This window comes from Sphingomonas aerolata (assembly GCF_023935825.1).
Classification (GTDB): domain Bacteria; phylum Pseudomonadota; class Alphaproteobacteria; order Sphingomonadales; family Sphingomonadaceae; genus Sphingomonas; species Sphingomonas aerolata.
Genome location: NZ_CP098762.1, coordinates 795019 through 814430 on the forward strand (window position 1 = coordinate 795019; position 19412 = coordinate 814430).

The following is a 19412-nucleotide window of genomic DNA, read 5'->3' on the forward strand; positions in this document are numbered from 1 at the left end:
AGGGGTGGGTGCGCTTTATGGACGACAGGACCAATACGATCGCCGGCTGGGTGCTCGCAGGTTGTGGTGCGGCGCTTGGGCTGTCGATCGTGGGGGGCATGTTGTTCCACGGCGAGCGCCCCGAGAAGATGGGCTATGCGATCGAGGGCGTCGTCGAGGAGGGTGCCGGCGGTGGCGCTGCCGAGGTGGCGATCGCGTCGCTGCTGCCGACCGCCGATGCCGCCAAGGGCGCCGAGGTCTTCAAGAAGTGCGCCGCGTGCCACACGATCAACCAGGGCGGCGCGAACGGGATCGGTCCGAACCTGTATGCGACGCTGGGCGAGGGAATCGCGCAGGGCAAGGGCGGCTATGCCTTTACCGACGCGCTGAAGGGCGTCGGCGGCAAGTGGGACTTCGACAAGATGAACGCGTGGCTGACCAGCCCGCGCAAGTTCGCGCCGGGCACCAAGATGACGTTTGCGGGATTGGGCAGTGCCGAGGACCGCGCGAACGTGATCCTGTATCTCAACCAGCAGGGGTCGAACCTGCCCTTGCCGGCAGCGCCTGCCGCCGGTGCAGAACCCGCCGCCGCTGGAGATCAGCCTGCGACCGCCAACGCCGCCGAGGCTGCGGTCGAGAACGGCGGCGATACCGCGGATATCGCGAACACCGGCACGGCCGCGTCGGGTGCACCGTCGGTCGATCCCGAAGCCGCACGCAAGGGTGCGCGGACGGAGCAGTAATCGCGGCTCCCTCTCCTCGGTGAGGAGAGGGGCTGTTTCGGGGTGTGCGCTGCCTGGCGGCCCCTCACCCCGGCCCTCTCCCCCGAGGGGAGAGGGGGCAGAAGGTCAGGCTCCTGCGGCCTCTGCGGCTTCGGCCGCAGCGCGCTCGCGGTAGAAGGACTGGACCGCGGCCCAGGCTTCATCGGCGGTCTCGACATAGCGGAAGATCGACAGGTCCTTTTCGCTGACCACGCCTTCCTCGACCAGCGCGTCGAAATTCACCACGCGCTCCCAGAACTGGCGACCGAACAGCAGCACGGGGATCGGCTGGATCTTGCCCGTCTGGATCAGCGTCAGCAGCTCGAACAGCTCGTCGAACGTGCCGAACCCGCCCGGGAACGCCGCCAGCGCGCGCGCGTGGAGCAGGAAGTGCATCTTGCGCAGCGCGAAATAGTGAAACTGCACCGACAGCGACGGGGTGACGTACGGGTTGGGGGCCTGCTCATGCGGCAGGACGATGTTCAGCCCGATCGATTCGGCGCCGACATCGGTCGCGCCGCGATTGGCGGCTTCCATGATCGACGGGCCGCCGCCCGAGCACACCACGAACTGACGCCAGCCGCGTTCGTCGCGGGGCAGGACGCTGACCTTGGCGGCGAGCTCGCGCGCGACGTCGTAATATTTCGACTTCTCGACCAGCCGCTCGGCGATCTTCTTCGACTTTTCGTCGCTGGCGAGTTCGAGCAGCGCCTGTGCCTTGGCGGGCTCGGGGATGCGCGCCGAGCCGTAGAAGACGAAGGTCGAGGCGATCTTCGCTTCCTCGAGCACCAGCTCGGTCTTGAGCAGCTCGAGCTGGAAGCGCACCGGGCGAAGGTCTTCGCGGAGCAGGAAGTCCATGTCCTGGAAGGCGAGCCGGTAATGCGGATGCTGGGTCTGCGGCGTGGAAACGATCTCGCGGGCGGTTTCAGCGTCCTGGCTGGCGTTCGCGAAAACGCGTGAGGGAATGCGGGTATCTGTCATTTCGGCGGATTTAGTCGAAAGCCGTGCGCAGGGCTAGACCGGTGTACTAGCGGCAGAAATTCGCGCGATCGTCCTCGAGATGGAGGTGATTGCGGTGCGCGGCGTTATAGTCGGGGCTGAGCACCGTCCCGAACCGCTTGCAGGCCGAGGCGCGGATCGTCTGGAGGAATTGGCGAACCTGCGGGTCGGGCGACGACCAGTCATTCAGGATGCTGATCCGTCGTCCGTCCTTCAGCACGAACCCGCCGATATCGACTGCGTTGGCGACCGCATGGCCCGAGCGGCGGCTCGCGTTGCGAGCCGAACCGACGACGTTGCGGCAGGCATAGCTGCCCATGCTGTCGATCCGCGCGAGTTCGCTGCCGAGCATCTGATAGGCGGCGGGGGCGACCGCGTTGCGCGTCCAGCCGATCAGCGCGCGCGCCGCGCCGCAGCGGACCGCGGTGAGGTTGGCGACCGGGACGCCGATATCGACCAGCTTGACGGTGCCCGCGAGCCCGCAGCCGGGACCGGTCTCGCGGTCGGGCAGGAGTTGGAACGAGACGTGGAGCTGGCGCAGGTCGGCGAGGCATTGCGCGGTCTCGCGATTGCTCGGGACCGAGAGGTTGGGGCGGGTCTGTTGCGGCGCGGCGGGGCGATCGGCGCGGCCGCAGGCGGCGAGCGCGAGAATGGGCGCGAGCGCGAGCAGGACAGGGTAAAGGACGCGGTACATGGGGCCATCATCCCCGCGTGGCACCGGCTTGTCACGCGTCGCGGGGCGGCGTTGCGGCGAGTCGAGGCATGGGCGTGTGCGGCGCGGCCCTTCGACTTCGCTCGGGGCGAACGGGGGAGCGTGGCGACGGAAGCGCATGCGCGGACATGGTTGACTCGCCGCGCCACGTCGTTAGGGCCGGCGACGGGCCACGCGGTCCCAACGCCGCGCGTGCTCTCTGTGAGGAGAGATACATGACTGATACGACCTACGCCACCGCCACAGGTGCGCCTGTGCTGCCTGCAACCAAGCCGGCACGCCCCTTTTTCTCCAGCGGTCCCTGCGCGAAGCCTCCGGGCTGGTCCGCGGACAAGCTCGCCACCGATTCGCTCGGCCGCTCGCATCGCTCGAAGATTGGCAAGACCCGCCTCCAGTACAGCATCGACCTGATGCGCGAACTGCTGAAGCTCCCCGATACGCACCGCATCGGCATCGTCCCCGGCTCCGACACCGGCGCGTACGAGATGGCGATGTGGACGATGCTGGGCGCGAAGCCCGTCACCGCGCTCGCCTGGGAAAGCTTCGGCGAGGGCTGGGTGACCGATGCGGTCAAGCAGCTCAAGATCGACCCGACCGTGGTGCGCGCCGATTACGGCCAGCTGCCCGATCTGGACTCGGTCGACTGGTCGAACGACGTGCTGTTCACCTGGAACGGCACCACCAGCGGCGTGCGCGTGCCCAACGCGGACTGGATCCCCGACGACCGCGAAGGCCTGTCGTTCGCCGATGCGACGTCGGGCGTGTTCGCCTATGACATCGACTGGACCAAGATCGATGTCGCGACCTTCTCATGGCAGAAGGTGCTCGGCGGCGAGGGCGCGCACGGCGTGCTGATCCTCGGCCCGCGCGCGGTCGAGCGGCTCGAGAGCTACACGCCCGCCTGGCCGTTGCCGAAGGTGTTCCGCCTCGTGTCGAAGGGCAAGCTCGCCGAGGGCGTGTTCAAGGGCGAGACGATCAACACCCCGTCGATGCTGGCCGTCGAGGACGCGATCTTCAGCCTCGAATGGGCGAAGTCGCTGGGTAAGGACGGGCTGATCGCGCGGTCGGACGCCAATGCTGCGGCTTTGGACAAGATCGTGGCGGAGCGCGAGTGGCTCGGCCATCTCGCGGCCGATCCGGCGACGCGCTCGAAGACGAGCGTCTGCCTGACGGTCGAGGGTGCGGACGAGGCGATGATCAAGGCAATGGCTGCCGCGCTCGAAAAGGCGGGGGCTGCCTATGACGTGGCGGGCTACCGCGACGCGCCGCCGGGCCTGCGCATCTGGTGCGGCGCGACCGTCGACACCGCCGATATCGTCGCGCTCGGGCCGTGGCTCGACTGGGCCTACGCGACCGCCAAGGCGGGTTGATCTAGCCTAGCCGCTCTCAACTTCTGTCCGTCATCCCGGCGCACGCCGGGACCCATGGATACGGAGCATCCGCTCATGACGCGGACCGCAACCATGGGCCCCGGCGTCCGCCGGGGTGACGGGGTTGGCGAGGCGGGTTTTCCACATTGAGCGCACCGCAGTTTCCCGACATTCCCAGGAGCAATCCCATGCCAAAAGTCCTCATTTCCGACAAAATGGATCCCCGCGCCGCCCAGATCTTCCGCGAGCGCGGCGTCGAGGTCGACGAGATCACCGGCAAGACGCCGCAAGAACTCATGGCGATGATCGGCGAGTATGACGGCCTCGCGATCCGCAGCTCGACCAAGGTGACCAAGGAGATCCTTGAGCATGCGACCAACCTGAAGGTCGTCGGCCGCGCGGGCATCGGCGTCGACAATGTCGACATCCCCGCCGCATCGGCCAAGGGCGTGGTCGTGATGAACACGCCGTTCGGCAACTCGATCACCACCGCCGAGCACGCGATCGCGCTGATGTTCGCGCTCGCCCGCCAGCTGCCCGAGGCCGACGCCTCGACCCAGGCGGGCAAGTGGGAAAAGAATCGCTTCATGGGTGTCGAGCTGACGTCGAAGACGCTCGGCCTGATCGGCGCGGGCAATATCGGCTCGATCGTCGCCGACCGTGCGCGCGGGCTCAAGATGAAGGTCGTCGCGTTCGATCCGTTCCTGACCCCCGAGCGTGCGATCGAGATCGGTGTCGAGAAGGTCACGCTCGACGAGCTGCTCGCGCGCGCCGATTTCATCACGCTGCACACGCCGCTGACCGACCAGACGCGCAACATCCTCTCGGCCGAGGCGCTCGCCAAGACCAAGAAGGGCGTGCGGATCATCAACTGTGCGCGCGGCGGCTTGATCGACGAGGTTGCGCTAAAGGCGGCGCTCGATTCGGGCCAGGTCGGCGGCGCCGCGCTCGACGTGTTCGTCGAGGAGCCCGCCAAGGCGTCGCCGCTGTTCAACACGCCGAACTTCATCAGCACGCCGCATCTCGGCGCGTCGACGACCGAGGCGCAGGTCAATGTCGCGATCCAGGTCGCCGAGCAGATGGCCGATTTCCTGATGTCGGGCGGCGTCACCAACGCGCTCAACATGCCGTCGCTGTCGGCGGAGGAAGCGCCCAAGTTGAAGCCGTACATGGCGCTGGCGGAAAAGCTCGGTGCGCTGGTCGGGCAGCTGACGCATGGCGCGGTGACGCGGATCTCGGTGCATACCGAGGGCGCGGCTGCCGAGCTGAACCCCAAGCCGATCACCAGCGCGGTGCTGGCGGGCTATCTCCAGACGCAGACCGCGACGGTCAACATGGTCAATGCGCCGGTACTTGCGCGCGAACGCGGGCTCGAGGTGCGTGAGGTGCGGACCGAGCGCGAGGCGGATTACCACACGCTGCTGCGCGTCTCGGTCAGGACCGAGGATGGCGAGCGCTCGGTCGCGGGCACGCTGTTCGGCGATTCGGCGCCGCGTCTGGTCGAACTGCTCGGCATCAAGATCGAGGCGGATCTGGCGGGGCCGATGCTCTATGTCGTCAACGAGGATGCGCCGGGGTTCATCGGTCGTCTCGGGACGGCGCTGGGCGAGGCGGGGGTCAATATCGGCACCTTCCATCTCGGCCGCCGCCAGGCGGGCGGCGAGGCGGTGCTGCTGCTGTCGGTCGACGAGGCGGTGACGCCGGAGCTGCTGACGAAGGTGCGCGCGCTGCCGGGGGTTAAGACCGCGATGGGTCTCAACTTCTAAGGCTCGCGAACGGGGGGCGAAGTGGTTAGAGGCACGCGCATGACTGCTTTGCTCCCCGAAGGTTTTCGAGACCGCCTGCCCCCCTTCGCCGATTCGGCAGCCGCGCTCGAGGCGCGTGTGCTCGAGGCTGCACGCCTGCATGGCTATGAGCGCGTCGATCCGCCGCTGGCCGAATTTGCTGATGGGCTAGAGATGCGGTTGAAGGCGGGCGGGCTGCACGATGCGGTGCGGTTCGTCGATCCGGTGTCGCAGCGTACGCTCGCGATCCGGCCCGACATCACCGCGCAGGTCGCGCGGATCGCGGCCACGCGGATGGGGCATCACCCGCGGCCGGTGCGGCTGAGCTATGCCGGCTCGGTGCTCAAACTGCGCGCGTCGCAGCTCGCGCCCGCGCGCGAGACGCGGCAGATCGGCTGCGAGCTGATCGGGCTCGATTCGGTCGCCGCCGCGCAGGAGGTCGTCGCGGTCGCGGTCGACATGCTCGGTGCGGCGGAGGTCCGCGGTGCGTCGATCGACTTCACGCTGCCGGATCTGGTGTCGACGCTTGCGGCGGGCCCGCTGCCGGTCGCGCCCGACCAGGTCGCGACGCTGCGCGACCGGCTCGATGCCAAGGATGCCGGCGCGGTCGCCGCGCTTGCGCCCGCCTATCTGCCGCTGATCGAGGCGGCGGGGCCATTCGCGCCGGCGATGGAGCGGCTGCGGATGTTCGATACGACAGGTGCCCTCGCGTCGCGGCTCGACGCGCTCACGCGGATCGCCGCAGCGCTCGACGGCCGCGTCGCGCTGACACTCGACCCGACCGAGCGGCACGGGTTCGAATATCAGACCTGGCTCGGCTTCTCGCTGTTCGCGGATGGCAGCGCGCGCGAGGTTGGGCGTGGCGGCACCTATACCGTGGTGCATGAGAGCGGGGCCGAGGAAGCGGCGACGGGCTTCTCGCTGTTTGCCGACCCGCTGGTCGACCGGGTCGTCAGCGTCGATCGCCGCCGCCTGTTCCTGCCGCTGGGTACGCCGGCCGCCGACGGCGCGGCGATGCGGGCGCAGGGCTGGGTCACGGTCGCTGCGCTCGACGCGGGCGATACCCCCGAAGCGCAGGTCTGCACGCATCTTTGGGTGGCGGATGCGCCCCGCGCGCTGTAGGCGCTGCGGGTAATTCTCAGGAGATAGAGTTTGGCCAACGTAGCAGTCATCGGCGCGCAATGGGGCGACGAAGGCAAGGGCAAGATCGTCGACTGGCTCGCCGAGCGTGCCGACATGGTCGTGCGGTTCCAGGGCGGTCACAATGCCGGCCACACCCTCGTCGTCGGCGAGAATGTGTACAAGCTGTCGCTGCTGCCGTCGGGCATCGTCCGCGGCACGCCGTCGTTCATCGGCAACGGCGTGGTGCTCGATCCTTGGGCGCTCAAGGACGAGATCGCCCGGCTCGGCGCGCAGGGTGTCGTCGCGACGCCCGAGACGCTGCGCATCGCCGATACCTGCGCGCTGATCCTGCCGTTCCACCGCGATCTCGACGGTCTGCGCGAGGATGCGAGCGGCGCGGGCAAGATCGGCACGACGCGCCGCGGCATCGGCCCGGCCTATGAGGACAAGGTCGGTCGCCGTGCGATCCGCGTGTGCGATCTGGCGCATCTCGACGACCTGGGGCCGCAGCTCGATCGTCTGACCGCGCATCACGACGCGCTGCGCGCCGGGTTCGGCGAGCCGCCGATCGACCGTGCGGCGCTGATCGCCGAGCTGCGCGAGATTGCCGGCTTCGTCCTGCCGTTCGCCAAGCCCGTGTGGCGCGACCTGAACGCGGCGCGCTCGGCCGGCAAGCGGATCCTGTTCGAGGGTGCGCAGGGCGTGCTGCTCGACGTCGATCACGGCACCTATCCGTTCGTCACCTCGTCGAACACGATTGCAGGCGCTGCGGCGGGCGGTTCGGGCCTGGGGCCAAGTGCAGTCGGGTTCGTGCTCGGGATCGCCAAGGCCTATACGACGCGGGTCGGGTCGGGGCCGTTCCCGACCGAGCTCGAGAACGAGACCGGCGAGCGGCTGGGCGTGCGCGGGCACGAGTTCGGGACGGTGACGGGGCGCAAGCGTCGCTGCGGCTGGTTCGACGCGGTGCTGGTGCGCCAGTCGGCGGCGGTCGGCGGCATCACCGGGATCGCGCTGACCAAGATCGACGTGCTCGACGGGTTCGAGACGGTGTCGATCTGCACCGGCTATCGTCTGCGCGGCGAGACGCTCGATTATTTCCCGGCGCATGCCGCCGACCAGGCGCTGGTCGAGCCAATCTACGAGACGATGGAAGGCTGGCAGGAAACGACTGCCGGTGCGCGCAGCTGGGCGGATCTGCCGGCGCAGGCGATCAAGTATATCCGGCGTATCGAGGAGCTGATCCGCTGCCCAGTGGCGCTGGTCTCGACTAGCCCGGAGCGGGCGGACACGATCCTGGTGCGGGATCCGTTCTCGGACTGAGGCGACGGTCGCTGACACGAAAAAGGCCGGGCGATTGCCCGGCCTTTTTTTGGATCAGCCCGTGTGGCTCAGCGTGGCGGCGTGCCGCCGACGGTGCCGCCAGTTGTTGCCGAACCGCCCATGGTGCCGCCCATGGTACCACCTGCGGCCGTGCCGCCCATCGTTCCACCCATGGTGCCCGGGCCGGTGCTGCCAGTCGACATCGAACCGGAGGTCGTGCCGGTCGTGGTGCCGGTGCCGGTCACCGTATCGGGACCCGTGGTCGTACCGGTCGTCGTACCCGTCGTGCCGCGCGTGCGGCTACGGGCGCGGGTACCGCGCTGCGTGCGGGTCTGGGTCGCGGAATCGGTCGCCGTGGTGCCCGACTGCGTCGTCGGTCCCGTGGACATACCGCCCATCGCGCCGCCGGTGGTGCCGCTACCCATGGTACCGCCCATGGTACCACCAGTCGTGCCGCCGCCCATGGTGCCGCCCATCGTGCCACCTGCGGTACCGCCGGTGGTCTGGGCCATGACGGCGGCCGGAAGGATCAGGGCTGCCGCTGCGATCGAGGTCAGAATACGCATGTTTCTCTCCTATCGTGTTGGAGACACAGCGTTTCGGTTCGACTTATGTTCCCCGGTCAGCCGCATTGGCCGCGGTGGAGCAGCGCCTGATCGGCAAGGACGAGTGCGACCATCGCCTCGACCACGGGGACTCCGCGGATGCCGACGCAGGGGTCGTGGCGGCCCTTGGTGGCGATCGTCGCGGCCTCGCCGGACGGGCTGATCGTCTCGACGGGGGTGAGGATCGAGCTGGTCGGCTTGAACGCGACGCGCAGCCGGATCGGCTGGCCGGTGGCGATCCCGCCGGCAATCCCGCCTGCATGGTTGGCCAGAAATTCGGGGCCTTCTGCGCCCGGTCGCATGGGGTCGGCATTGGCCTCGCCCGACAGTGCGGCGGCGGCGAACCCGTCGCCGATCTCGATCCCCTTGACCGCGTTGATGCTCATGCAGGCCGAGGCGAGTTCGGCATCGAGCTTGGCATAGAGCGGCGCGCCCCAGCCCGCGGGGACGCCGGTCGCCTCGCACGCGATCACCGCACCGAGCGACGATCCCGCCTTGCGCGCGGCGTCGACGAGCGCTTCCCAGCGCAGCGCCGCTTCGGCATCGGGGCAGAAGAAAGGGTTTTCGTCGATCTGCGCGTCGTCGAAGTTCGCCGGGTCGATCGCGTCGCCGCCAATCGCCTCGACCCAGGCGCGAACGCGGACCTGGGGCACGACGAGCCGCGCCACCGCGCCGGCAGCGACGCGCGCCGCGGTCTCGCGCGCGGATGAGCGGCCGCCGCCGCGATAATCGCGAAACCCGTATTTGGCGTCATAGGCATAGTCGGCGTGGCCGGGGCGATAGGCCTTGGCGACGTCGGAATAATCCTTCGAGCGCTGGTCGACATTCTCGATCATCAGGCTGATCGGCGTGCCCGTCGTGCGGCCGTCGAACACGCCCGAAAGGATCCGCACCGCATCGGGCTCGCGCCGCTGCGTGGTGAAGCGCGAGGTGCCGGGACGGCGCTTGTCGAGCCAGGGCTGGATATCGGCTTCGGTGAGGGGGATGCCGGGGGGGCAGCCGTCGACCACCGCGCCGAGCGCGGGTCCGTGGGACTCGCCCCAGGTGGTGAAGCGGAACATCCGCCCGAAGCTGTTGACGCTCACTTGGGCCTCTCCCCGACGGGGAGAGGGAGGGGCCCATGCGAAGCATGGGAGGGTGAGGGCACGCTGGTGAGCGCGGACAGGATCGCGGCAAGCACGTCGTCCATCCGCTGCATCACGTCGTTGTTCCAGACACGGATCACACGGTATCCCTTGTTCGCGAGGTAGGCGGTTCTGTCGGCGTCATAGGCCGCATCCTCGATATGCTGGCTGCCGTCTACCTCGACGACGAGCATGGCGTCCATGCACAGAAAGTCGGCGATGAACGGGCCGATCCACACCTGGCGGCGGAACTTGAAGTCGGCGAGGCGGCGGCTGCGGAGGTTCTGCCATAGCCGGGTTTCCGCGTCGGTCGCGTCGCGACGCAGCTTCCGCGCGCGGTTGAGTGCTTCGGTGCCGTCCTTCTGCCTCACCGTGCCCTCACCCTCCCATGCTGCGCATGGGCCCCTCCCTCTCCCCGGAGGGGAGAGGGTATTTACACCAGTGCGATGTCGGGGGCGTCTTCGGCTTTCATGCCGATCACGTTGTAGCCGGCGTCGACATGATGGGTCTCGCCCGTGACGCCCGATGCCAGATCGCTGAGCAGGTACAGCCCCGCGCCGCCGACATCGTCGATCGTCACGTTGCGCTTGAGCGGCGAGTTGAGCTCGTTCCACTTCAGGATCAGGCGGAAGTCGCCGATCCCGCTAGCGGCCAGCGTCTTGATCGGGCCGGCCGAGATCGCGTTGACGCGGATATTGTCGCGGCCGAGATCGACCGCGAGATACTGGACGCTCGTCTCGAGCGCGGCCTTGGCGACGCCCATGACGTTGTAATGCGGGATGACCTTCTCGGCGCCGTAATAGCTCAGCGTCAGCATCGACCCGCCCGGGTTCATCATCTTCGCCGCACGCTGGGCGACCGCGACGAACGAATAGACGCTGATGTTCATCGTCATCAGGAAATTGTCGAGGCTGGTGTCGACGAACCGCCCGCGCAGCTCGTTCTTGTCCGAAAAGCCGATCGCATGGACGACGAAATCGATCGTCGGCCATTCCTCGCCGAGCTTGGCGAAGGTCGCGTCGAGCGCACCCATGTCGGAGACGTCGCAGTCGAACAGCCGCGCGACGCCCAGTTGCTCGGCGAGCGGGCGGACGCGCTTCTCCATCGTCTCGCCCTGATAGCTGAACGCGAGCTCCGCGCCGGCCTCGGACAGCTTCTTGGCGATCCCCCAGGCCAGCGACTTGTCGTTCGCCAGCCCCATGATCAACCCACGCTTGCCCGCCATCAAACCGTTCACGCCGTTCTCGCCTTCGCCTCTACCTCGTCAGCCGGTTGCTCTAGCGCTGTTTCGAGGGGTTCCGCCAGTGCCGCGTTCAAATGCGCCCCGAACACCAGCCCCAGACCGATGACGTAGAAGAACAGCAGCATGATGACGACGCCCGCCAGGCTGCCATAGGTCAGGTCATAGCCACCAAGGCTCGACAGGACGATCGGCAGCAATGCGGTCGCGCTGATCCACCAGACGGCGGTGAAGAGCGCGCCGGGCCATTTGCGGCATTTCGAATAGCGATAGCGCGACGGCGTTACGGAATAGAAGAGCATGTAGAGCGCGCCGAACATCAGCAGCGCGGGGATCAGACGCGACAAGCCGACCCAGCCCGCGGCGTCCTGCGCGAAGGGGACGAGGCGGTAGATGAACTGTTCGGCCGCGGTCAGGATGCCCTGCACCAGGAAGGAGAGCAGTGCCATGATCACCGAGCCGACGATCACCGCGGACGATCCGAGCCGCGACTTCCAGAAGGGCGCGGTCGCCTTGATCCCGTAGGCGCGGTGGAAGATGTCGCGGATCGTCTCGACGAAGCTGCCGACGGTCCACAGCCCGACGAGTGCGCCGAGCCACAGCAGCGAGCCGGTGCGCGCGGCGAGGACGTCGGCAATCGGCTTGCGCAACAGGTCGGCAACGTTGGGGGGTAGAACATGGAGGAAGGACTCGACCGCACGGATCGTCTCGGTGCTCTGGCCGAACAGCGACAGGATCGCCGCGGCCACGATAAAGAACGGAAAGACCGTCATCAGCGCAAGATAGGCGAGGTTGCCCGCATGGATGAAGCCGTCGTTGAACACGCCGACCGCGGCGCGCTTGACGACCTCGAAGGCGTGGCTGCCCGGCTTGACCTTCGCCATGCCGCGATTGAGGCGCCGGCGCGTGCCGCCATGGTCGTGGGCGCGCGCCTCAGGCGTAAGATTGCTGTCGTTCACAAGGCGTTCAGACGCCCATGGCCCCCCGCGGGTTCCCGGTATTGCTCTTCGCCCAGCCCTCGACGAAGTCGGCAAGAGCCTTGTTGTCGGCTGGAATGTCGATCATCAGCGTGACGAGCTGATCGCCGCGGCCACCGGTCTTCTTGTGGAAGCCCTTGCCCTTGAGGCGCAGCGTCTTGCCCGAGGTCGTGCCCTTGGGGATCGTCAGCATGACCGGCTTTTCGACCGTCGGCGCCTTGATCGAGCCGCCGAGCACTGCCTCGGCGAGGCTGATCGGCAGGTCGATGCGGACGTCATCGCCGTCGCGTGTGAAGAAGCGGTGTGGCTGGACGTCGATGGTCAGGATCGCATCGCCCGCGCCGCCCGGCCCCTGCTCGCCCTTGCCCGCGAGCTTCATCTGCGTGCCGCTCTCGACGCCTGCGGGCAGTTTCAGATCGAGCGTCTTGCCATCGGAGAGCGTGACGCGCTGGGGCTCGAGCGTTGCCGCGTCGACGAACGGGACCTGCAGGCGATAGGCGACGTTTTCGCCCTTGGGCTGCGGGCGCCGGCCGAAGCCGCTCGCGAACCCGCCGCCACCGCCACGCTGGGCGCCGCCGAACAGCCCTTCGAAGATGTCGCTCATGTCGGGGCCGCCGCTCTCATAGCCTTCGCTGCGAAAGCCGCCGCCGGGCTGAGGGCGCCCACCACCGCCGCCACCGAAGCCGAACGGCGCGGCGGGGTTGCCGTCGCCATCGATCTCGCCGCGATCGAAGCGCGCGCGCTTGTCCTTGTCGTTCAGCAGGTCATACGCGTTGGTGACCTGGCTGAACTTCTCCGATGCCTTCGGATTGTCCTTGTTGCGATCGGGATGAAGCTCCTTGGCGAGCTTGCGATACGCCTTCTTGATGTCGGCTTCGTTCGCGTCGCGGGCAACGCCCAGGGTCTTGTACGGATCGGCCACTTAGGTCCCCACTCTGTCTTGCGCGTCTATGTGGGGCCGCCGCGGGCGCAACGCAATTCCCGTACCGTGCGTTTGGCGGGCGAGAGGAGACGATGATGGCTGACAAGCAACCGATGCAGGGCGTGCCCGAGGGCGATGATGGTGCCAAGCAGAAGGACGGCGTGAATGACGCGCCGGCCAAGGACAAGGGCGGCGAGAGTGGCGGCGGATCCTATCCGAACCCGCATGAGGGGAAGGACTGACGCGTGTCTCGTCATTCCCGCGAAGGCGGGAACCCATACCGGCAATCCTGCGAGACTATCGCAACCGTACGAGTATATTGGGTCCCCGCCTCCGCGGGGATGACGACCGTGGAGCAGGTTACCCGGCGACCCGGACCGGTGCCTCGTCCAGCGGCGCGACGTCGACGCTGACGTCCATGCTCTGTGCGCCCGAGCCCAGCACCACGCCGTCGACCGGTGCGATCTCGGCATAATCGCGGCCGACCGCCATGACGATATGGTCGCTCGCCATCCAGATGCCGTTGGTCGGATCCATCCCGACCCAGCCATGCACCGGCCCGCACCACAGCAGCACCCAGGCATGCGTCGCGTCCGCGCCGACCAGCCGCGGCTGGCCCGCGGGCGGGATGGTGCGGATATAGCCAGACGCATAGGCGGCGGGCAGGCCGGCGGCGCGCAGGCCGGTGATCATGATCTGCGCGAAATCCTGGCACACGCCCTTGCGGTGGAGGAACGCCTCGTGCGGCGGGGTGTCGACCAGCGTCGCATCCGCATCGAACACGAATTCGCGCTGGATCCGCCGGGCGAGCGCGATCCCCGCCTCCAGCGCGCCGCGCGCGGGGTCGAGATCGACCGTGCAATAGTCGGCGATCGCATGGTCGAGCGGGATCAGCGGCGAGGGATAGAGATAGGTGGCGGGGCTCGCCGCGGACAGGTCGGTGCTCGCGCGCGCCAACACCGCGATCTCGGCGAGCGTCGGGTCGCCGGCGGCGGGGACGGGGATGAGCCGGTCTACCGTGATCCGCGACCGGCTCTCGATCGTCAGGTGGCGGACCGGGCTGTCGACCACGAGCCGGGTGACGTTGGCGAGCCCCGCCTCGGCGCGCGCGGGGCTGACGCGTCCCGCGGGATGGACCGAGAGCGTGTAGTCGTCGAGCCGCTGGCCGGGCCAGTCGATGGGCTTCAGCCGGAGGTTGCAGCGCGCGAACTTGACGCTCGCGCCATAGTCGAAGGTGGTGACGTGGCGGATGTCGTAGATCATGCGAGCGTCAGTTCGCTGGTGCGGAGCGGCTCTGCGCCTTGGAGGAAATAGCGTCTCGCCAGCGCGTCCGACACGCCCGCCAGCCGGCGTTCGACGTCGCCCAGCGTATCCGCGTCCAGCTCGGCGGCGGTCGCGGTCATCACGATCGCCATGAGTGCGGTCGCCTGAGCCTGTTGCGGTTCGGCCATCTCGTCGTCGCTCAGCACCGGCAGCTCAGCGAGCCGGGCGGCGATGCGGTCGGCGGAGAAGGCGAGGCTGCGCGGGTTGCCGGGGTCGAGCGCGACGAGATCCATGACCGGCACGCGGGCGATTCCCGTTGGATAGCGCTGGCGATAGGTGATCTGGCTGTCGGCGAGGTTGAGCAGCACCGACAGGTCGTCGGGCGAGGCGCCGGGCATGCCGAACAGCCGGATCGCGCGGGCCATCGCCATCGCACGCTCGATCCGGCGGCCGAGATCGTGGAACCGCCATGCCGCGGTCCGTCCCATATGCTCGGCGGACAGCCCGGCGATCGCGGCATAGCGGCGCTGGAGCGAACCGGCGCGCTCGAGCATCCCGCGATGCGTGGGGAAGGGCGCCTCGAGCAGCCGGACCATGTCCGAGGACAGCCGGTCGCGCGATCCCTCGCCGATCGCACGCGCATGGCGGTTGATCGTCGCGACCGACTGCCACCCCTCGTCCTCCATCGCGGTGCGCGCGAACGCGGTCAGGTCGGCGCGACGCAGCGCGGGGGGATGCGGTGCGGCACCGCTGCCGACGATCAGCCCAACGAGCTTGCCGACGGTCTGCGACGACAGCACTGCGCCGCCGTCCGCGTCGATCGAATTGCCGAGCATGACGCGGATCGCGGCCAGCAACGCCTCGCCGCGCTCGAGATAGCGGCCGAGCCAGTAGAAATTGTCCGCGACTCGGCTGGGCAGCGTGCCGGGATTGCGCCGGACGTGGAGCGAATCCGGCGCGGTGAGCAGCGAGACGGGCGCAACGGGCTCGGGCCCATAGACGCAGACATCGGCGGACCAGATGCCCTCGCCCATCACCGCGGCGCGCGCGTCGGGATGCTCGCCGATCCGCGCGAACCCGCCAGGCAGCACGGTCCATTCGCCGTCGCCGCCGCGTGCTGCAAAGACGCGCAGCGTGAACGGGCGCGGCTCGAGCGTGTCGCCAACGACGACGGGCATGGTCGACAGGCGAACGATCTCCTGCCCGACATAATCCTGCGGCCGGCGGGCCATGTCGGCGAGCAGCGCGGCACGGTCGGCGCCGGTGATGTCGGCACCCGCGGTCGCACCGTTCGGCAGGCCGAGCGGGCGGGTGTGATAGGCGGGGGCGATCAGCAGCCGGTCGAGATCTGCCTCGACCGCGGTGCGCGCCGCGTCCTGCCCGCACCACCAGGTCGCGATGTTGGGGAGCAGCAGGTCTTCGCCGAGGATCGTGCGCGCGAGTTGCGGCAGGAAGGCCGAGAAGGCGGGGGCCTCGAGCACCGCGGAGCCGGGCGCATTCGACAGCACGACATTGCCCGCGGCATAGGCGTCGATGAGGCCGGGCACGCCGATCTGCGAATGCGTGTCGAACGCCAGCGGATCGAGCAGCCGCGGATCGAGCCGCCGCCACAGCGCGTCGATCCGCTTCAACCCGCCGATCGTGCGGACATAGAGCTTGTCCTCAAGCGCGGCGAGATCCGCGCCCTCGACGAGCAGCAGCCCCAGATAGCGCGCAAGATGCGCCTGTTCGGGATAGCTCGGGTTGAAGCGGCCGGGGGTGAGCAGCCCGATCCGCGGATCGGTGCGCTTGCACATCGCCGCCAGCCCCGCGCGGAACGCGGCGAAGAAGGGCGCGTGGCGCTGGACGTTCAGCCGCGCCTGCAGCCCGCCGAGCGTGCGGCCGACCGCGAGCCGGTTCTCGAGCGCATAGCCCGCACCCGCGGGCGCGCGCAGATGATCGGCGAGCACGCGCCATTCGCCGCTTGGACCGCGGCCGAGATCGATCGCGATGAAATCGAGGTGGCGGCCGCCCGGCGGATCGAGCCCGACCATCGGCCGCAGGAAGAACGGGCTGCCGGTGACGAGCGCGGCGGGGATATGGCCATCCGCGACCAGCTTTCCCTCGCCGTACAGATCGGCGATCACCGTTTCCATCAACGTCGCACGCTGGACGACGCCCGCCGCGATCCGCGCCCATGCGTCCGCCTCGATCAGCAGCGGGACGGGGGAGACCGGCCAGGGGCGCTCGTCGGGTTCGTCGGCGATGCGGAAGCCGGTGCCGATATCGACCGCGTGACGCTGGACGCGTTCGCGGACATGGCCGAGATCGTCCGAGGCGACCATCGCGAGCTCGGCGAAGGTCGCGCTCCAGGCGGGGTCGATGCTGCCGTCGGCGGCGGGGCAGAGCATGTCGGCGGCGGTGCTGCGCGCGCAATAGTCGGCAATCCAGCGCTCGGCATGGCGTGTCGCGTCATAGGCGCTCGATTGCGCCGTATCGGTCGGGGGCGTGGATTGCGTCGCCATCTCCATGCCTTGCTGCCCTTGATGCGTGGCGGGGGTGTTTCACCTTTCGCCGCCGCAGTGCAACCTAAAAGCGTGTCTGCGGGGCGGGTTTCGCCTACGCCTTCCACCCCGGCGGAGGCTGGGGCCCAATTGGGTGGAGGGGCGTAACGGCTAGCCACCCGTTATCACGGGCGTCCCCCAATTGGGCCCCGGCCTTCGCCGGGGTGGTGGGCGAGGGGGGCGTTTTCGCTTTTAGAAATCCGGCAGCACCTGGTCCGCCACACCCCAGCCCTTCAACCCGCGCGACCCGGCGCGTGCGATCAGGTCTTCGGCGTCGCGAACACCCCAGCGGGCGGCGGTGTCGATGTCGCGCAATTCGCTCCATGATACGGGGGCGGCGACAGGCGCGCCGGCGCGGGCGCGGGCGGAATAGGGCATCACCGCGGTGCTGCCGCGCTGGTTGCGCAGCCAGTCGATGAAGATGCGGCCCTTGCGCTTGGCCTTGGCCATCGATGCCACGAACCGGTCGGGCTCGGCACTTGCCAGCGCCCGCGCGAAACGGTCGGCGAAATCCTTGACCGCGGGCCATTCCGCCCTGGGGGTGAGCGGGACGATGACATGGACGCCCTTGCCGCCCGACAGCATCGCGAAGCTGACGAGCCCCAGTTCGGCGAGCTGCGTCTTCAGAAACTCTGCGGCCTTCTTGGTATCGTCGAAGTCGAGCCCCTCGTCGGGGTCGAGATCGAAGACCAGGCGATCGGGCTTTTCGAGGGTGTCGTTGGAGGATCCCCACCCGTGGAACTCGATCGTCCCCATCTGGACGCAGGCGACCAGCCCGTCGGCATCGTCGACATAGAGATAGTCCTCGGTCGATCCGTCCTTCTCGCGGATCGGTACCTGATGGACCGCGTCGCCGAAGCTGCCGGCATCGTGTTTCTGGAAGAAGCAGGCGCGCGACCGGCCCTGCGGGCAGCGGACGAGGCTGATCGGGCGGTTGCCCGCGAAGGGGAGGATGAGGCCCGACAGCGCGGCGTAATAATCGGCGAGATCGCCCTTGGTGACGTCGGACTCGTCGAAGATCACGCGGTCGCGGTTGGTGATCTTGATCTTGGTCTCAGGCGCAGCATCGGGGAGCGGGGCGGGGGTCTCGGCGACGACGTCCTTGGCCGCCTTGTCCTCGCGCAGAGCGATGAAGCTCGAATGGCGCAGCACGCCGTCGGGGGTGGTTTCGGCAAAGGCGATCTCGGCGACCAGCTTGGGCGTGACCCAGTGCGCGCCGCGGACCGCGGCTTTCGGGGCCTCGACCGTCGGCGTCTTGCGGTCGAGCGCATCGAGTTTCTCGCGCAGCTCGTCCATCAGCGCCTGGTCAAAGCCGGTGCCGACCTTGCCCGCATAGCGATAGGTCTTGCCCTCGCGGACACCAAGCAGCAGCGACTTGAAGCCGCGCTTCTTGTCGGACGGGAGCCAGCCGACGATGACGAATTCCTGGCGGTGCGTGCACTTGACCTTGAGCCACGCCTTGGTCCGCTTGCCCTGATAGGGCGCGTCGGCGCGTTTCGAGACGATGCCTTCGAGGCCCTCGCGGCACATCGTCTCGAACAGTTGCTCGCCCGCGCCGATGACGTGGTCGGAATAGCGCAGGCGGTCGTCATCGGCCGGGATCAGCGGTTCGAGCCGGGCCTTGCGGTCGAGATTGGACAGGCCGGTCAGGTCCTCGCCGTCGAGTGCGAGCAGGTCGAACGCGAACAGGGTCATGTCGCCGCCGTTGGAGATCGCGTCCTTCAGCGTCGAGAAATCGGGGTGGCCGTTCTTGAAGGCGACGATCTCGCCGTCGATCAGCGCGGATTTTACGGGGAGCTTCGCGGCAGCGGCGGCGATTCCGGCGAACTTGTCGGTCCAGTCGAGGCCGGTGCGGGTGAAGACCCTGGCCGTGCCGTTCGCGACCGCGACGAGCGCGCGGTAGCCGTCATATTTGACCTCGTGCAGCCAGGCGGTGCCGGTGGGAACGGCGTCGACGAGCGTGCAGAGCTGGGGGTCGCGGAATTCGGGAAGCGTGCCGTCATTCTGGCGAAGGCCAGGATCCGGAGTATCGGCCGCGACGCTTTTCGCTCTGGGTCCCGGCTTTCGCCGGGATGACGGGGGAGGGGCTGCTTTGCTCGCGCGTGCCGGCTTCTTGCCCTCGGCAATCTCCGCCATCGTGCGCCCGGTCGAGATGCTCGTCAGCGCTTCGTCGACCAGCGTGTCGGTGCCGCCCGCCGCGGCGTCGTCGATCTTGCGGAGCAGCCAGTTCTCGCGCTTTTCCTTCGCGCGGGGTTTCAGGCGGATCAGCAGCCATTCGCCTTTCATCCGTTCGCCATCGAGGACGAAGTGGAGATGCCCCTTGTCGAGGTCCTTCGCCGACTTCCCCTTGATCGGGGCCCAGGTGCCGCGGTCCCACAGCATCACCGTGCCGCCGCCATATTCTCCCGCGGGGATCGCGCCTTCGAAAGTGGCGTAGCTCAAGGGATGGTCCTCGGTGCGGACCGCGAGGCGCTTTTCGTCGGGATCGAGGCTGGGGCCGCGGGTGACCGCCCAGCTTTTGAGGACGCCGTCGATCTCCAGGCGCAGGTCCCAGTGGAGGCGGGTGGCGTCGTGCTTCTGCACCATGAAGCTGTTGCCGTTGCCGGGGGTCAGCGTGCCGGCGGGTTCGGCGGTCCTCGCGAAGTCCCGCTTGGCATTGTAGAGCGCGAGGGGGTCTGGGGTGTCAGCCAC

The 19412-nt window shown here is 68.4% G+C and carries 17 protein-coding genes; 6 read left to right on the forward strand and 11 right to left on the reverse strand.

From position 1 onward, the window contains the following. The first annotated feature begins 17 nt into the window (after positions 1-17). A complete protein-coding gene (locus NEF64_RS03810) occupies positions 18-722 on the forward strand; it encodes a c-type cytochrome (protein WP_031396507.1) in 705 nt (234 codons plus the stop codon). Between the two features lie 105 nt (positions 723-827). Here the strand turns inward: NEF64_RS03810 and NEF64_RS03815 are convergent, their stop codons facing one another. Then, positions 828-1721, reverse strand: coding sequence for an LOG family protein (locus tag NEF64_RS03815; protein WP_056407191.1), 894 nt, complete (start codon positions 1719-1721; stop codon positions 828-830). Positions 1722-1767: 46 nt separating this feature from the next. Continuing rightward, positions 1768-2433: an extensin family protein gene (locus NEF64_RS03820; RefSeq protein WP_056407193.1), complete on the reverse strand. Its 666-nt coding sequence runs from the start codon at positions 2431-2433 to the stop codon at positions 1768-1770. 233 nt (positions 2434-2666) lie between these two features. On the opposite strand from NEF64_RS03820, the gene NEF64_RS03825 reads away from it, so the two are divergent. From NEF64_RS03825 to NEF64_RS03840, 4 genes are all read left to right on the forward strand, one after another. Further along, on the forward strand, positions 2667-3821 hold the full coding sequence (locus NEF64_RS03825) for a phosphoserine transaminase (RefSeq protein WP_056407195.1): 1155 nt from the start codon (positions 2667-2669) through the stop codon (positions 3819-3821). A gap of 188 nt (positions 3822-4009) precedes the next feature. Further along, complete coding sequence (gene serA, locus NEF64_RS03830) at positions 4010-5587, forward strand: phosphoglycerate dehydrogenase (RefSeq protein ID WP_056407197.1); 1578 nt, start codon at positions 4010-4012, stop codon at positions 5585-5587. Positions 5588-5626: 39 nt separating this feature from the next. Beyond that, a complete protein-coding gene (locus NEF64_RS03835) occupies positions 5627-6727 on the forward strand; it encodes an ATP phosphoribosyltransferase regulatory subunit (RefSeq protein ID WP_056674010.1) in 1101 nt (366 codons plus the stop codon). Between the two features lie 30 nt (positions 6728-6757). Further along, positions 6758-8047 (forward strand): adenylosuccinate synthase, encoded by a 1290-nt coding sequence (locus NEF64_RS03840; protein WP_031440105.1) that lies wholly within the window; start codon positions 6758-6760, stop codon positions 8045-8047. Positions 8048-8115: 68 nt separating this feature from the next. Here NEF64_RS03840 and NEF64_RS03845 read toward each other — a convergent pair whose 3' ends face one another. The 6 genes from NEF64_RS03845 to NEF64_RS03870 form a co-directional block, all read right to left on the reverse strand. Then, on the reverse strand, positions 8116-8613 hold the full coding sequence (locus tag NEF64_RS03845) for a hypothetical protein (protein WP_056407201.1): 498 nt from the start codon (positions 8611-8613) through the stop codon (positions 8116-8118). A 56-nt stretch (positions 8614-8669) separates the two neighbouring features. Continuing rightward, entirely contained in the window at positions 8670-9737 is a 1068-nt protein-coding gene (gene aroC / locus NEF64_RS03850; RefSeq protein ID WP_056407203.1) for a chorismate synthase, read from the reverse strand. Next, positions 9734-10147: an endonuclease domain-containing protein gene (locus tag NEF64_RS03855; protein ID WP_056407205.1), complete on the reverse strand. Its 414-nt coding sequence runs from the start codon at positions 10145-10147 to the stop codon at positions 9734-9736. The genes aroC and NEF64_RS03855 overlap by 4 nt, the downstream gene beginning before the upstream one ends. Before the next feature lie 62 nt (positions 10148-10209). Continuing rightward, on the reverse strand, positions 10210-11013 hold the full coding sequence (fabI, locus tag NEF64_RS03860) for an enoyl-ACP reductase FabI (protein WP_156360377.1): 804 nt from the start codon (positions 11011-11013) through the stop codon (positions 10210-10212). Beyond that, a complete protein-coding gene (locus tag NEF64_RS03865; protein WP_235516416.1) occupies positions 11010-11900 on the reverse strand; it encodes a YihY/virulence factor BrkB family protein in 891 nt (296 codons plus the stop codon). The genes fabI and NEF64_RS03865 overlap by 4 nt, the downstream gene beginning before the upstream one ends. An 82-nt stretch (positions 11901-11982) precedes the next feature. Further along, positions 11983-12915, reverse strand: coding sequence for a DnaJ C-terminal domain-containing protein (locus NEF64_RS03870; RefSeq protein WP_082446926.1), 933 nt, complete (start codon positions 12913-12915; stop codon positions 11983-11985). A gap of 95 nt (positions 12916-13010) precedes the next feature. Here NEF64_RS03870 and NEF64_RS03875 point away from each other — a divergent pair, with 95 nt between their 5' ends. Beyond that, on the forward strand, positions 13011-13157 hold the full coding sequence (locus tag NEF64_RS03875; protein ID WP_156360378.1) for a hypothetical protein: 147 nt from the start codon (positions 13011-13013) through the stop codon (positions 13155-13157). 118 nt (positions 13158-13275) lie between these two features. Here NEF64_RS03875 and NEF64_RS03880 read toward each other — a convergent pair whose 3' ends face one another. From NEF64_RS03880 to ligD, 3 genes are all read right to left on the reverse strand, one after another. Continuing rightward, positions 13276-14178, reverse strand: a complete 903-nt coding sequence (locus NEF64_RS03880; protein ID WP_056407208.1) for a transglutaminase family protein — start codon at positions 14176-14178, stop codon at positions 13276-13278. After that, a complete protein-coding gene (locus NEF64_RS03885; RefSeq protein WP_252574629.1) occupies positions 14175-16682 on the reverse strand; it encodes a circularly permuted type 2 ATP-grasp protein in 2508 nt (835 codons plus the stop codon). The genes NEF64_RS03880 and NEF64_RS03885 overlap by 4 nt, the downstream gene beginning before the upstream one ends. 231 nt (positions 16683-16913) lie before the next feature. Beyond that, positions 16914-19412: a DNA ligase D gene (gene ligD / locus NEF64_RS03890; protein ID WP_234387413.1), complete on the reverse strand. Its 2499-nt coding sequence runs from the start codon at positions 19410-19412 to the stop codon at positions 16914-16916.

What these genes read in the sequence shown, in the direction of transcription:
- NEF64_RS03810 (WP_031396507.1), top strand. Translation starts at nt 18, where the DNA reads ATGGACGACAGGACCAATACGATCGCCGGCTGGGTGCTCGCAGGTTGT.
- NEF64_RS03815 (WP_056407191.1), bottom strand. Translation starts at nt 1,721, where the DNA reads ATGACAGATACCCGCATTCCCTCACGCGTTTTCGCGAACGCCAGCCAG.
- NEF64_RS03820 (WP_056407193.1), bottom strand. Translation starts at nt 2,433, where the DNA reads ATGTACCGCGTCCTTTACCCTGTCCTGCTCGCGCTCGCGCCCATTCTC.
- NEF64_RS03825 (WP_056407195.1), top strand. Translation starts at nt 2,667, where the DNA reads ATGACTGATACGACCTACGCCACCGCCACAGGTGCGCCTGTGCTGCCT.
- serA (WP_056407197.1), top strand. Translation starts at nt 4,010, where the DNA reads ATGCCAAAAGTCCTCATTTCCGACAAAATGGATCCCCGCGCCGCCCAG.
- NEF64_RS03835 (WP_056674010.1), top strand. Translation starts at nt 5,627, where the DNA reads ATGACTGCTTTGCTCCCCGAAGGTTTTCGAGACCGCCTGCCCCCCTTC.
- NEF64_RS03845 (WP_056407201.1), bottom strand. Translation starts at nt 8,613, where the DNA reads ATGCGTATTCTGACCTCGATCGCAGCGGCAGCCCTGATCCTTCCGGCC.
- NEF64_RS03865 (WP_235516416.1), bottom strand. Translation starts at nt 11,900, where the DNA reads ATGGCGAAGGTCAAGCCGGGCAGCCACGCCTTCGAGGTCGTCAAGCGC.
- NEF64_RS03875 (WP_156360378.1), top strand. Translation starts at nt 13,011, where the DNA reads ATGGCTGACAAGCAACCGATGCAGGGCGTGCCCGAGGGCGATGATGGT.
- NEF64_RS03880 (WP_056407208.1), bottom strand. Translation starts at nt 14,178, where the DNA reads ATGATCTACGACATCCGCCACGTCACCACCTTCGACTATGGCGCGAGC.
- NEF64_RS03885 (WP_252574629.1), bottom strand. Translation starts at nt 16,682, where the DNA reads ATGGCGACGCAATCCACGCCCCCGACCGATACGGCGCAATCGAGCGCC.